Here is a 13801-nt window from a genome sequence, read left to right as displayed (position 1 = left end):
GATGAGATCCGCGGACACCCACACGGACCACACGTCGAAGATCGTCGGGACGGTCTGGGGGCTGCTCGTCCTCAACACCCTCGGCTCCGCCGGGGCGAGGACCATCGTCCCGCTGCCCCGCTCCCTCATCCAGATGGTCACGATGGGCTCGCTGGTCGCCGCGTTCGCGCTGGCGCTCCTGGTCAACCCCCGGGTGCGCGTCCGGGCCAGCGCCTACGTGTTCCTGCTCACCCTCCTGCTGGTGCCGAGCCTGATCTCCAGCGTGGGCCAGGGGGCCGTCGGCGCGCTGTTCCGCTGCGCCCGGCTGGCTCTCTTCATCGGCACGCTGTGGCTGCTCAGCCGCTGGTGGGACGGCGGCACGACGTTCGTCCGGCACCACATCCGGATGTACTTCGCGGTGCTCGGGTCGGTGGCCGCCGGCCTGGTCGTCTCACCGGGCGCCGCCCTGCCCGAGCTCTACGGCGGGCGGCTGGTCGGCGCGCTGTGGCCGCTCACCCCGCCGCAGATCGGACAGTACGCCGCGGTGATCATCGGGCTCACCGTGCTGCTCCTCCTGGGCCGCCGGACCGACCGGAGAAGCGCGGCGGTGGTCATCGTGCCCTCCCTCGTCCTGCTCGCGCTGACCCATACCCGCACGGCGACGCTCGGCCTGATCATCGCGCTGGTGCTGGCGATCACCTCCCTCGTCCTGACCAGCGCCGCCGCCCGCCGGCTCTTCTCCTGGGCGGTGCTGTCCGCCGCGGTGGCCGCGGTGGGGTTCAGCTCCGCCCTCCAGGCGTGGTTCCTGCGCGGACAGAGCCAGGAGAACTTCGCCAGCCTCACCGGCCGGGCCAAGGTCTGGCACGCCCTGCTGGCGGCACCCCGGACGACCACGGAGCAGCTGTTCGGCACGGGCCTGGGCGACAAGTCCTTCGGCGGGCTCCCGATCGACAACAGCTGGCTGGCCGTCTACAACGAGCAGGGCGTGACCGGCATCGCCCTGGTGGCGGCGATCATCATCGTGCTGGGCGGCGTCGCGCTGCTGCGGCCCCCGTCTCTGTCGAGGGCCTGCGCGATCTTCCTGATCAGCTACTGCGCGATCGCGTCGTACACCGAGGCCGGGCTGGGCGACGCCTCGCCGTATCTGCTGCACCTGGCCGTGGCCGCCTCGCTGCTGGCGACTCCTGCCGCGGCCGCTCCGCTCCCGACGTCCCACATCCCTCGACAACGCGTCCCGCGATGGGCCCAGAGATCGGAGGTGACCTGAGCATGCACGGCCTTCACGTCCTGGTAGTGCACAACCGCTACGCCTCGGCGCAGCCGAGCGGGGAGAACACCGTCGTCGACCAGGAGGTGGCGCTGCTGCGCGGGGCCGGCCACCGGGTCGAGGTGTTCGAGCGGCGCAGCGACGACATCGCCACCCGGTCCCTGCCGGCCAAGGCCGCGCTGCCGCTGCTGGTGCCGTGGAACCCGGCGGTCCGTACGGAGCTCGCCGCCCGGCTGCGCGCGGAGCGGCCGGACGTGGTGCACGTCCACAACGTCTTCCCGCTCCTGTCGCCGGCGGTGCTGGCCGCCTGCGCCGACGCCGGTGTGCCCGCCGTCGCCACGCTGCACAACTACACCCAGGTCTGCCCGCCCGGCACGCTGCAGCGGGACGGGCGGCCGTGCTCCGAGTGCGTCGGGTCCACACCGCTGCCCGCCGTCCGGCACGGCTGCTACCGGGGCTCGCGGCTGGCGACGGTGCCGCTCGCGGTCAGTATGTCGGTCAACCGGCGGCGGTGGTGGTCCGGCGTGGAGCGGTTCTTCTGCATCTCCGCCGCGCAGCGCGACGTCCTGGTGCGGGCCGGCATGCCGGCCGAGCGGCTGGCGGTGAAGCACAACTTCGTGCCCGAGCCGGGCGTCGTCCGGGCCGGCGCCGGCGAGCAGCTGCTCTATCTCGGGCGGCTCGCGGAGGCCAAGGGCGTACGGCTGCTGATGGCCGCGTGGGACGAGATCGCCGCCGGCGGCGGTGTGGGCGTGCCGCTCGTGATCGCCGGCGCGGGGCCACTGGAGCGGGAGGTGACCGCCTGGGCGGCGGGCCGGGACGACGTGCGGTACGTCGGCCTGTACGACCCGGCGCAGTGCCGGCAGGCCCTCGCGCGGTCGGTCGCCGTGGTGGCTCCCTCCACGTGGCTGGAGGCGTTCGGGCTGGTGGTCGTGGAGGCGATGGCGGCGGGGGTCCCGGTCGTCGCCGCCGGTCACGGCGCCTTCGTCGAACTCGTCGAGGACGGGGTGACCGGGCTGCTGCACCGGCCGGGCGAGCCTGCCTCGCTCACGTCCTGCCTGCGGAGGATCGCGGGCGAGTCGGCCGTCAACCAGGAGATGGGCCGGGCGGCACGGCGCCGTTACGAGCGGGGCTTCAGCCCGGCCGTCGGCCTGGAGCGCCTGGTGGAGGAGTACCGCACCGCGATCGCGGGTCGGACGGAATCAATGGGGGGCAGTAGATGACACGATGCCGACTCTGCGGCTCGGCGGCGCTGGTGAGCGTCGTCGATCTCGGGGCGACGCCACCATGTGAGAGCTTCCTCGCCGCGGACCAACTGGACCAGCCGGAACCGGCGTACCCGCTGCACCTGCGGGTCTGCACGGACTGCTGGCTCGCACAGATCCCTCCGCTGATCACGCCGGAGGAGACGTTCAAGGAGTACGCGTACTTCTCCTCGTACTCGACCTCCTGGGTGGAGCACGCGCGCACGTTCGTCGACGGCGCCGCGGCGCGGCTGGGTCTCGGCGCCGACGCGTTCGTGGTCGAGGTGGCGAGCAACGACGGCTACCTGCTGAGGCACGTGGTGGACCGGGGGATCCGCTGCCTCGGCATCGAGCCGTCGGTGAACGTGGGCGCCGCGGCACGGGACGCGGGTGTGCCCACGCTCACGGAGTTCCTGTCCCCGGAGACCGGCTCTGCCGTCCGGGAAGAGCACGGCCCGGCGGACCTGGTCGTGGCCAACAACGTGTACGCCCACATCCCCGACGTGGTCGGGTTCACCCGGGGGCTGCGCGCCCTGGTCGCCGACGACGGCTGGATCTCCATCGAGGTGCAGCACCTGCTGACCCTGATCGAGGAGAACCAGTACGACACGATCTACCACGAGCACTTCCAGTACTACACGGTCGCGTCCGCGATCCGGGCCCTTGCGAGCGGCGGACTCGCGCTCGTGGACGTCGAGTTGCTGCCCACGCACGGCGGCTCCGTCCGGCTGTGGGCCCGCCCGGCCGAGGTGGCGGGCGAGCCGACGGGGCGGGTGGCCGACGTGCTGGCCCGGGAGAAGGCCGCCGGGCTGCAGGAGCTGTCCGGGTACACGGAGTTCTCCGCCCGGGTGGCCAAGGTGCGCCGGGACCTGCTGCGGTTCCTCATCGAGGCGGCCGAGCGCGGTGAGACGGTCGTCGGCTACGGCGCCCCCGGCAAGGGCAACACGCTGCTCAACCACTGCGGCATCCGTCCCGACCTGCTCGCGTACACGGTCGACCGCAACCCCTACAAGCACGGCAGGTTCACCCCGGGCACCCGCATCCCGATCCTGCCGCCCGAGCAGCTGGCCGCCGACAAGCCCGACTACGTCCTCGTCCTCCCGTGGAACCTGCGGGCCGAGCTGACCGAGCAGCTGTCCTTCGTGCACGAATGGGGCGGCCGACTGGTCTTTCCCATCCCGGAACTGAGCATTGTCGAGGTCAAGCGATGAAGGTCGTTCTGTTCTGCGGCGGTTACGGGATGCGGATGCGCAGCGGTGCCGCGGACGACGTCCCCAAGCCAATGGCGATGGTCGGTCCGCGACCGCTGATCTGGCACGTCATGCGCTACTACGCGCACTTCGGGCACACGGAGTTCATCCTGTGCCTCGGCTACGGGGCGCACCACATCAAGGACTTCTTCCTCAACTACGAGGAGACGACGTCCAACGACTTCGTGCTGCGGGGCGGGCGGACCGAGCTGCTGTCCACCGACATCGCCGACTGGACGATCACGTTCGCGCAGACCGGCATCGAGTCTCCGATCGGGGAGCGGCTGCGCCGGGTGCGCCACCACCTGGACGGCGACGAGATGTTCCTCGCCAACTACGCCGACGTGCTCACCGACGCCCCGCTGCCGGAGATGATCGACCGGTTCGCCCGGCGGGACGCGGGTGCGTCGATGATGGTGGTGCCGCCGCAGTCCTCGTTCCACTGCGTGGAGCTGGGCGAGGACGGCCTGGTGGGGGGCATCACCGCGGTGAGCGAACTGCCGCTGTGGGAGAACGGCGGCTATTTCGTGCTCCGCCAGGAGGTCTTCGACCACATCCCGGAGAACGGGGACCTGGTCGCCGACGGTTGCGCCCAACTGGCCAAGCGGGGGCGGCTGGTGGCGCACCAGCACCGCGGCTTCTGGAAGCCGACCGACACCGTGAAGGAGCGGGCCGCGCTCGACGAGGCCTACGCGCGGGGCGACCGTCCGTGGGCCGTGTGGGAACACGACGGCGCGAGTGCCGGAGCGAGGGCGTGATCCGGCTCGGGGCCGGGCGCCCGGACCGGATCGTCGCGGTGGGCGCGCACTGCGACGACATCGCCATCGGCGCCGGCGGCACCCTGCTGACGATGTGCCTCGCGCGGCCGGGTCTCCGCGTCGACGCGCTGGTGCTCTCCGGCGGTGGCAGCGAGCGGGAGCAGGAGGAGAGGGCCGCGCTCGCCGCCTTCTGCCCGGGCGCCGATCTGCGGCTGACCGTGCACAAGCTGCCCGACGGCCGGCTGCCCGCGCACTGGGACGAGGCCAAGGGCGCGGTCGAGGAGCTGCGCGCGGGGACGGAGCCGGATCTCGTGCTGGCCCCGCGCACCGACGACGCCCACCAGGACCACCGCGGCCTGGCCGGGTTGATACCCACCGCGTTCCGCGACCACCTCGTGCTCGGCTACGAGATCGTCAAGTGGGACGGCGACCTCGACCGCCCGGTGGCGTACCAGCCGCTGTCGACGGCGATCGCCGAAGAGAAGGTACGGCTGCTGCAGGAGCACTACGCCTCGCAGCGGCACCGGCCCTGGTACGACCGGGAGGCCTTCCTGGGTCTCGCCCGGATCCGCGGTATCGAATGCCACGAGCGCTACGCCGAGGCGTTCGCCGTCACCAAACTCACGCTCAACCTGGGGGGTTGAACCATGCGCGTACTGCTGACCGGACACCAGGGCTACCTGGGCACCGTGATGGCCCCCGTCCTCGCGGCCGCCGGGCACGAGGTCGTCGGGCTCGACGCCGGACTGTTCGCCGACTGTGTGCTGGGCCCGACGCCCGCGGACCCGCCCGGGCACCGGGTGGACCTGCGCGATGTCACGGCCGAGCACGTGGCCGGGGTCGACGCCGTGATCCACCTGGCCGCGCTGTCCAACGACCCGCTGGGCTCGCTGGCGCCGGAACTCACCTACGACATCAACCACCACGCGTCCGTACGGCTGGCCCGGCTGGCCCGCGACGCCGGAGTGCGGCGCTTCCTGTACGCGTCCACCTGCTCGGTCTACGGCGCCGCGGGCGGTGACGACCTGGTGGCCGAGGACGCCCCGCTGCGGCCGGTGACCCCGTACGCGGAGTCCAAGGTGCGCGTGGAGGACGACCTGCACGCGCTGGCCGACGGCGACTTCACCCCGGTGTTCATGCGCAACGCCACCGCCTTCGGCTACTCGCCCCGGCTGCGCGCCGACATCGTGCTGAACAACCTGGTGGGCCACGCGCTGCTGTCCGGTGAGGTCCTGGTGCTCTCCGACGGCACCCCCTGGCGTCCGCTGGTGCACGCCGCCGACATCGCGCGGGCCTTCACGGCCGCGCTGACCGGGCCCCGGGAAGCGGTGCACGACCGGGCGTTCAACATCGGCAGCGAGATCAACAACGTCACGGTCGCCGAGATCGCCGAGCAGGTCGCCGAGGCGGTGTCCGGCGCGAAGGTGAGGATCACCGGGGAGAACGGTGCCGATCCGCGGTCGTACCGTGTGGACTTCTCCCGGTTCCGCACGGCCGTACCCGGCTTCGACTGCGAGTGGACGGTGAAGCAGGGCGCGCTCGACCTCGCCGACGCCTACCGGAAACACGGGCTGACCAAGGAGGACTTCGAGCAGCGCTTCACCCGGCTGGCCGTGCTGCGCGCGGCCTCCGACGCGGGCGCCGTGGACGACACCCTGCGGTGGCGCCCGTGACCACGCCCGGCGAGGAGATGCACGAACTGGTGGAGCGGATGTACCCGCTGTGCCGGAGCATCACCGGCGACGGGGTGCGCGCCACCCTGGACATCGTCGGCGAGTACATCCCGCTGACGGTGCACGAGGTGCCGACCGGGACCCAGGTGCTCGACTGGACGGTGCCGCAGGAGTGGAACATCCGGGACGCGTACATCGCCGACTCCTCCGGCAACCGGGTCGTCGACTTCGCCGCGTCCAGCCTGCACGTGCTCGGCTACAGCGTGCCGGTGTCGGCGACCATGCCGCTGGCCGAGCTGCGCCCGCACCTGCACACCCTGCCCGACCATCCGTCCTGGGTGCCGTACCGCACCAGCTACTACCAGCCGGAGTGGGGGTTCTGCCTGGCCCAGGAGACCCTGGACGCGCTGCCGGACGGCGAGTACGAGGTGCGTATCGACTCCACGCTCGCCGACGGCCATCTCACCTACGGCGAGCACGTGGTCCCCGGGCAGGTCGCCGACGAGGTGATCGTCTCCTGCCATGTCTGCCACCCGTCGCTGGCCAACGACAACCTGGCCGGTATCGCCGTGGCGACGTTCCTGGCCCGCGCGCTGGCACGGGAAACGCCGTACCACACCTACCGGTTCATCTTCGCGCCCGGCACCATCGGGGCGATCACCTGGCTGGCCCGCAACGCCGAGCGGGTGGAACGGGTCAAGCACGGGCTGGTGCTGGCCTGCGCCGGAGACCCGGGCCGGCTGACGTACAAGCGGAGCAGGCGCGGCGACGCGGAGATCGACCGGGTGCTGCGGCATGTGCTGGCCGCCTCCGAACGCCCGCACCACATCGCCGAGTTCACCCCGTACGGCTACGACGAGCGGCAGTACTGCTCCCCCGGGTTCGATCTCGGCGTGGGCTCGCTCAGCCGGACCCCGTACGCCGGCTACCCCGAGTACCACACCTCGGCGGACAACCTGGACTTCGTCTCCCCGGAGGCGATGGCGGACACCCTCGCCGTCTGCCGCGAGGCGTTCGCCGTCCTGGACCGCAACCGGCGGTACGTCAACCTCAGCCCCTACGGCGAACCACAGCTGGGCCGACGCGGGTTGTACGACGCGCTCGGCGGGCGCAGCGACACGAAAGAGGCCCAGATGGCCATGCTCTGGGTGCTCAGCCTCTCCGACGGCGAGCACAGTCTGCTGGACGTCGCCGAGCGGTCCGGGCTGCCGTTCGACACGGTTGCCGCCGCGGCCGACGCCCTCCGCGGCGCCGAACTGATCAAGGCGTGACGCCGATGACCACCGAGGAGAAGAAGACGACGCAGCCGCCGGCACCGGCGGAACCGGGGGCACCGGCCGGATCCGCCGGGCGGGCCCTCGTCGGCCGGCTGTCCTGGGGGCTGGCCGACCAGGCGGCCTCCAGCATCTCCAACTTCGCGGTGGGCATCTACGTCGCCCGCTCGCTGGGGGTGACCGCGTTCGGCGTGTTCAGCCTGGCCTGGGTGACCTACGGCGTGGTGCTCAACGTCTCCCGCGGGCTGGCCACCGACCCGCTCGTGGTGCGCTTCAGCGGCGTGGCGGAGACGTCCTGGCGCGGGGCGGTGGCCCGGTCGTCGGGTACCGCGCTCGGCGTCGGTGCCGCCATCGGCGTGCCGTGCCTGCTGGTCGGCCTCGCTCTCGGTGGCCGGGTGGGGCCCGCGTTCGCCTGCCTCGGGGTCGTGCTGCCGGGGCTGCTGCTCCAGGACGCGTGGCGGTTCTCGTTCTTCGCCGCCGGCGCCGGGCGGAAGGCGTTCGTCAACGACCTCGTGTGGGGCGTCGCGCTCGTCCCGGCCATGGTCGTGGCGGCCCGCGTGGACAGCGTGGCCGCCTTCGTGCTCGCCTGGGGCGCGTCCGCCGCGGTGGCCGCCGCGTACGGCTGCCTCCAGTCCGGCATCCGGCCGCGGACGACCGGGGCGCGCGGGTGGCTGCGCGAGCAGCGCGATCTCGGCTACCGGTACCTCGTCGAGAACGTCAGCCTCAGCGGCGCGAGCCAGCTGCGGGCCTACGGGCTCGGCGCGCTCGTCGGGGTCGGCGCGGTGGGTGCGGTGCGGGGCGCCGAGCTCCTGATGGGTCCGTTCCTCGCCGTACTGATGGGGCTGTCCCTGGTCACCGTCCCGGAGGCGGCACGGGTGCTGCGGCAGGCCCCGCACCGCCTCGGCAGGTTCTGCCTCCTCCTCGGCGGCGGGCAGGCCGCCGCCGCGCTGCTGTGGGGCGGGGCACTGCTGCTGATGCCGGACCGGCTCGGCGAGCTGGCGCTCGGCGGGGTCTGGCACTCCGCCGCGCGGCTCATCGTGCCGATCACCCTGGGCGTCGCGGGCGCCGGCCTCGGCACCGGCGCGGCGGCCGGGCTGCGCGCGCTCGGCGCGGCCCGGCGCAGCCTGCGCTGCCAGCTGTTCGCCTCCGCCTGCTACGTCAGCGGCGGGCTCGGCGGGGCGGTCGTGGCCGGCACGGTCGGCTCGGCCTGGGGCGTCGCCGCCGCGACCGTCGGCAGCTCGGCCGTGTGGTGGCTGCACCTGCGCTCCGCCCTGCGGCACCAAGACACCATCCGTGAAGTGAGGACGCCATGACCGACCGCCCCAGGCTGAGCATCGGCCTGCCCGTGTACAACGGCGAGGAGTACCTGGCCGAGTCGTTCGACGCCCTGCTCGGCCAGACGTACGAGGACTTCGAGCTGGTCGTCTCCGACAACGCCTCGGCCGACGGGACCGAGGACATCTGCCGACGGTACGCCGCGAAGGACTCGCGCATCCGGTACCTGCGGCTGCCGCGGAACATCGGCGCCACGCCGAACCACAACCTCGTGTTCGCCGAGTCCCGCGGCGAGCTGTTCAAGTGGGCCTCGCACGACGACCTGTACGGCCGGGACCTGCTGCGGCTCTGTGTGGAGGCGCTGGACGAGCGGCCGGACGTCGTCCTCGCGCACACCGGCCAGGCGGTCATCGACGGCGACGGCCGGGTGAAGGTGCCGTACGAGTACACGCTCGCCACCGACTCGCCGCACGCGCCGGAGCGCTTCCGCAGTCTGCTGTTCGAGCCGGGTGGCGACGACTTCTACGGGGTGATGCGGGCCGACATGCTGCGCCGGGTGAAACCGATGGACAGTTACCACCACGCGGACCGCACGTTCGTCGCCGAGATCACCCTGCAGGGGCCCTTCCACCAGGTGCCGGAGCTGCTGTACTTCCGCCGCGACCACCCCACCCGCGCCGAGCGGGCTAACCCCTCCAAGCGCTCCCGGTGCGTCAACCTGGACCCGCGCCGGGCGGGCCCGCTGCACCCGACGCCCCGGCTGCTCGCCGAGTACGTCTGGGGCTTCGCCTCGGCGATCCGGCGGGCGCCGCTGTCCCCGGCCGACCGGCGCGCGTGCTTCCGCCACCTGGCCGCGTGGATGACCAGCCGGGTCCGGCCGGGCGCCGGTGAGCGGGTCGAGGACCGGGCCCCGGTCGACCCGGGCGGGCTCACGGTCTCCGTCGACGCCCTGGTCGCCGGCCGTGAGGGGCGGCGGGCATGAAGGCCGGGACACGTGTGGGGGTGTTCGGCCTGCTCGGCTCCGGCAACCTCGGCAACGACGGATCGCTGGAAGCCCTGCTCGGATACCTCCGCGCCGAGCACCCGGAGGCGGCCGTGGACGCCCTGTGCGGCGGCCCCGAGGCGGTGACGGCCAGGTTCGGGATCCCCGCGACGCGGCTGCACTGGAACCGCGCGGAGTACCGGACCGCGTCCCGTGCGGGCGCGATCGCGTCGAAGGGGCTGGGCAAACTCGTCGACGTCTTCCGCACCGCCGCCTGGGTGCGCAGGCACGACGTGGTGATCGTGCCGGGCATGGGCGTCCTGGAGGCCACTCTGCCGCTGCGGCCGTGGGGCTTCCCGTACTCGTTGTTCCTGCTCTGCGCGAGCGGCCGGCTGCTGGGCACCCGGGTCGCGCTGGTCGGCGTCGGCGCCTCCGAGATCCGCAACCGGCCGACCAGGGCCCTGGTGCGCTGGTCCGGGCGGTTGGCCGCGTACCGCTCGTACCGGGACACCCAGTCCCGCGACGCGATGCGGGCGATGGGCGTGGACACCGCACGCGACGAGGTCCACCCGGACCTCGCCTTCGCCCTGCCGACCCCACCGGCGAACACGCCCTCGGGCTCGCCGGGCCCGGTCTGCCTCGGCGTCATGGACTTCCACGGCGGCAACGACGACCGTGCCCGGGCCGACGAGATACACCGGCGCTACCTCGACGGGACCATCAAGTTCGTGCGCACGCTGGTCGAGGAGGGCAGGCCGGTCAGGCTGCTCACCGGCGACCGGTGCGATCTGTCGGTGGTCACCGCGATCCTCGACGCCGTCGACTCACCACTGGTCACCGCGGCCGAACCGGCCTCGCTGGCCGACCTGATGAACGAGATGGCGGCCGCCGACACCGTGGTGGCCGTCCGCTACCACAACCTGATCTGCGCGCTGAAGACCGGAACGCCCGTGCTCGCCCTCTGCTACGCGGCGAAGAGCGACGCGCTCATGGCCCGGATGGGCCTCGGCGCGTACTGCCACCCGGCGCGCGAGGTCGACCCCGACCGACTGCTCGAACAGTTCCGTGAGTTGGAGAAGCACGCGGCAGAGCTACGGCAGACCCTCGCCGAGCGGAACCGGGTCGCCGCGCAGCAACTCGCCCACCAGTTCACCGCGTTGACCACGACCCTGTTCCCGGCGAACGCCCACGCCCCGCGGAAGGCCCCATGAAAGCGACCGAAGTCCCGGAGATCACCGGCGCGTACCTCTTCGAGCCGACCCCGTACACCGACGAGCGCGGCTTCTTCTCCCGCACCTTCGACGCCGACGTGGTCCGCTCGGTGGGCCTCGACCCGGACGCCTTCGTCCAGGACAGCCTGTCCCGCTCGGTGCGGGGCGTGCTGCGCGGCATGCACCTGCGCTCCGGCGCCGGCGAGGCCAAGCTGGTGCGGTGCTCGTACGGGAGGATCTTCGACGTCGTCGTGGACCTGCGGACGGACTCGCCGACCTACCGCAACCTGGCCTTCTTCGAGCTGTCCGACGAGACGCAGGTGACCCTGTACATCCCGGCGGGGTGCGCGCACGGCTTCCAGGCGCTGACCGGACCCGCCGACGTCTCCTACCGGATCGACCGCCCGCACGATCCGTCCGAGGACGTGACGATTCGCTTCGACGACCCGGAGCTCGCCATTCCCTGGCCGCTGCCGGTCACCTCGATGTCCCAACGGGACCGGGAGGCGCCGAGCCTCGCCGAGGTCCTGGAGCACAAGGAAAGCTGAGGTCGGTGTGCACACCGAAGACACCAAAGAGCTCGCCCTGCCCCGGTCGCGGACGGCGAACGAGCGGCTGCACGCCCTGATCCCCGGGGGCGCGCACACCTACGCCAAGGGCGACGACCAGTACCCCGAGAACCTGGCGCCGGTCATCAGCCACGGCCGCGGTGCCCATGTGTGGGACGTCGACGGCAACCGCTACATCGAGTACGGCTCCGGCCTGCGGTCGGTCAGCCTCGGTCACGCCCATCCGCGCGTGACCGAGGCGGTGCGGCGGGAACTCGACCGCGGCAGCAACTTCGTCCGGCCCTCCATCGTGGAGGTCGACGCCGCGGAACGCTTCCTGGCCACGGTGCCGACCGCCGAGATGGTGAAGTTCGCGAAGAACGGCTCCGACGCCACCACCGCCGCGGTGCGCCTCGCCCGCGCCGCCACCGGGCGCCCGCGGGTGGCCCTCTGCGCCGACCATCCGTTCTTCTCCGTCGACGACTGGTTCATCGGCACCACGCCGATGTCCGCCGGCATTCCCGATGCCACCAGCGAGCTCACCGTGTCCTTCCCCTACGGCGACCTGGCCGCCACGGAGGAACTGCTCACCCGGTACCAGGACGACATCGCCTGCCTGATCCTCGAACCCGCCACCCACACCGAGCCGCCGCCCGGGTACCTCGCCGGTCTGCGCGCGCTGGCCGACCGGCACGGCTGCGTCCTGATCTTCGATGAGATGATCACCGGCTTCCGCTGGTCCGAGGCGGGCGCCCAGGGCCTGTACGGCGTCGTCCCCGACCTCTCCACGTTCGGCAAGGCGCTGGGCAACGGATTCGCCGTCTCCGCGCTGGCCGGGCGCCGCGATCTGATGGAGCTGGGCGGACTGCGTCACTCCGGTGACCGGGTGTTCCTGCTGTCCACCACCCACGGTGCGGAAACGCACTCCCTGGCGGCCGCGATGGCCGTGCAGGCCACCTATGTCGAGGAGGGCGTCACCGCGCGGCTGCACGCCCTCGGCGAGCGGTTGGCCGCCGGTGTCCGCGAGGCCGCGGCCGGCATGGGCGTCGGCGACCATGTCGTCGTCCGGGGCCGGGCCAGCAACCTGGTCTTCGCCACCCTCGACGAGAACCTGCGGCCGTCGCAGGAGTACCGCACCCTGTTCCTGCGCAGGCTCCTCGCGGGCGGGGTGCTGGCCCCGTCGTTCGTGGTGAGCGGCGCGCTCAGCGAGGCCGACATCGATCACACCGTCGACGTGGTGGCCCAGGCGTGTGCGGTGTACCGGAAGGCACTGGACGCCGCCGACCCCACCCCCTGGATGGCCGGACGACCGGTGAAGCCGGTGTTCCGCCGCTTGGCGTGACCTGACGTGGACGTGGACGTGGACGTGACGTGACGTGACGTGACGTGACGTGACGTCAGCGACGCTCCCGCCGACCGGCGTCGGCCATCCGGTCGTCGACCGGCCGGTCGGCCGCCAGTCGGTCGGCCGTCCGGTCGACCAGCCACGCGGTCGCCGGTGTCACCGTGAGCGCGGTGCACCAGCCGGCGAGGACGTCGGTCGGGTAGTGCGCGCCCAGGGCTACCTGCGCCCAGCCCATGGCGCCGCCGGCGACGAGCGCCGCGGCGAGTACGAGAGACATGCCGGCCGTCCTGCCGAGGCCGAGCCGGCCGGTCACGGGCAGCGCCACCACGAGGGCGAGCGCGGTGAGGAAGGCGGTGTGCCCGCTCGGGTAGGACAGGTTGCCGTCGCCGTGGATGGTGCGTCCCACCAGGTGCTTGAGCAGCGTCGCCGTCCCCACGGCGGCGCCGGCACCGGCCACGACCAGCACCGCCGCGCGAGGACGCCGAAGCAGCAGGCAGCCGGTCACGGCGGCCACGACCAGCGTCGCCGCTCCCCCGGGCTCTCCCAGGAAGTCCGTGGCCAGAGCGACGGACCGCCACGGCGGCCCCACGCCGTACACCGCCGTCGAGATCCGCGCGTCCACCGTGCCGGGCTCGCTGTCGCCCGCGTACCGGACCCCGAGTACGATGACCACCAGCGCGGCGAGGGCCGCCATCAGCCCGAGCCACCCGCGCAGCGACGGGGGCAGCACCGCGGGCGCAGACCGGCCGGTCACCCGCCCACCTGGTGGTCGGGGCCCGCGCCGCGCGCATCACGTACACCGTCGCAGAGCATCCGGTAGATGCGACGCACCTCCCCGTGTCCGACATGGCCCACGCGGGAGCCATCAGCCTCTGCTCGCCACCCTAACAACCCGGCCTGTGCCCGGGGCGTGCCGTCCCACCGCCGGACCGCCGCCGAAGGAAGACGCACCAGATCACGGCACGGCTCGGTCATCATGACCCCGCGGGGCCGGGTCC

Annotated in this window: 13 protein-coding genes; 12 read left to right on the top strand and 1 reads right to left on the bottom strand. The window is 72.7% G+C overall.

Annotation, left to right across the window (positions count from 1 at the left end; all coding sequences use genetic code 11):
- The first annotated feature begins 1 nt into the window (after position 1).
- From ACLZN2_RS12080 to ACLZN2_RS12025, 12 genes are read left to right on the top strand one after another with little or no spacing between them, the layout of a single operon-like run.
- Entirely contained in the window at positions 2 to 1246 is a 1245-nt protein-coding gene (locus ACLZN2_RS12080; RefSeq protein WP_416978393.1) for an O-antigen ligase domain-containing protein, read from the top strand.
- A 2-nt stretch (positions 1247 to 1248) separates the two neighbouring features.
- The gene (locus tag ACLZN2_RS12075; protein ID WP_416978392.1) at positions 1249 to 2466 is read left to right on the top strand and encodes a glycosyltransferase; all 1218 of its coding nucleotides are present in this window, start codon (positions 1249 to 1251) and stop codon (positions 2464 to 2466) included.
- Positions 2463 to 3698 (top strand): class I SAM-dependent methyltransferase, encoded by a 1236-nt coding sequence (locus ACLZN2_RS12070; protein WP_416978391.1) that lies wholly within the window; start codon positions 2463 to 2465, stop codon positions 3696 to 3698. The genes ACLZN2_RS12075 and ACLZN2_RS12070 overlap by 4 nt, the downstream gene beginning before the upstream one ends.
- Positions 3695 to 4495: a glucose-1-phosphate cytidylyltransferase gene (locus ACLZN2_RS12065; protein WP_416978390.1), complete on the top strand. Its 801-nt coding sequence runs from the start codon at positions 3695 to 3697 to the stop codon at positions 4493 to 4495. Before ACLZN2_RS12070 ends, ACLZN2_RS12065 begins: the two co-directional genes overlap by 4 nt.
- On the top strand, positions 4492 to 5139 hold the full coding sequence (locus ACLZN2_RS12060) for a PIG-L deacetylase family protein (protein ID WP_416978389.1): 648 nt from the start codon (positions 4492 to 4494) through the stop codon (positions 5137 to 5139). Before ACLZN2_RS12065 ends, ACLZN2_RS12060 begins: the two co-directional genes overlap by 4 nt.
- A gap of 3 nt (positions 5140 to 5142) precedes the next feature.
- Positions 5143 to 6168 carry an NAD-dependent epimerase/dehydratase family protein gene (locus tag ACLZN2_RS12055; RefSeq protein ID WP_416978388.1) on the top strand — a complete coding sequence of 342 codons (1026 nt, stop codon included), beginning with the start codon at positions 5143 to 5145 and terminating at the stop codon, positions 6166 to 6168.
- Positions 6156 to 7439 (top strand): DUF4910 domain-containing protein, encoded by a 1284-nt coding sequence (locus ACLZN2_RS12050; protein ID WP_416978387.1) that lies wholly within the window; start codon positions 6156 to 6158, stop codon positions 7437 to 7439. Before ACLZN2_RS12055 ends, ACLZN2_RS12050 begins: the two co-directional genes overlap by 13 nt.
- A gap of 5 nt (positions 7440 to 7444) precedes the next feature.
- Positions 7445 to 8755 (top strand): hypothetical protein, encoded by a 1311-nt coding sequence (locus ACLZN2_RS12045; RefSeq protein ID WP_416978386.1) that lies wholly within the window; start codon positions 7445 to 7447, stop codon positions 8753 to 8755.
- A complete protein-coding gene (locus tag ACLZN2_RS12040; RefSeq protein ID WP_416978385.1) occupies positions 8752 to 9699 on the top strand; it encodes a glycosyltransferase family 2 protein in 948 nt (315 codons plus the stop codon). The genes ACLZN2_RS12045 and ACLZN2_RS12040 overlap by 4 nt, the downstream gene beginning before the upstream one ends.
- Positions 9696 to 10910: a polysaccharide pyruvyl transferase family protein gene (locus ACLZN2_RS12035; RefSeq protein ID WP_416978384.1), complete on the top strand. Its 1215-nt coding sequence runs from the start codon at positions 9696 to 9698 to the stop codon at positions 10908 to 10910. The genes ACLZN2_RS12040 and ACLZN2_RS12035 overlap by 4 nt, the downstream gene beginning before the upstream one ends.
- The gene (gene rfbC / locus ACLZN2_RS12030) at positions 10907 to 11458 is read left to right on the top strand and encodes a dTDP-4-dehydrorhamnose 3,5-epimerase (protein ID WP_416978383.1); all 552 of its coding nucleotides are present in this window, start codon (positions 10907 to 10909) and stop codon (positions 11456 to 11458) included. The genes ACLZN2_RS12035 and rfbC overlap by 4 nt, the downstream gene beginning before the upstream one ends.
- Positions 11459 to 11465: 7 nt before the next feature.
- Positions 11466 to 12800 (top strand): glutamate-1-semialdehyde 2,1-aminomutase, encoded by a 1335-nt coding sequence (locus tag ACLZN2_RS12025; RefSeq protein WP_416978382.1) that lies wholly within the window; start codon positions 11466 to 11468, stop codon positions 12798 to 12800.
- Between the two features lie 55 nt (positions 12801 to 12855).
- Here the strand turns inward: ACLZN2_RS12025 and ACLZN2_RS12020 are convergent, their stop codons facing one another.
- Entirely contained in the window at positions 12856 to 13557 is a 702-nt protein-coding gene (locus ACLZN2_RS12020) for a phosphatase PAP2 family protein (RefSeq protein WP_416978381.1), read from the bottom strand.
- Positions 13558 to 13801 lie beyond the last annotated feature (244 nt).

It is taken from the genome of Streptomyces sp. T028 (assembly GCF_048159505.1).
Classification (GTDB): domain Bacteria; phylum Actinomycetota; class Actinomycetes; order Streptomycetales; family Streptomycetaceae; genus Streptomyces.
This window is presented reverse-complemented; position numbering and strand designations above follow the sequence as displayed.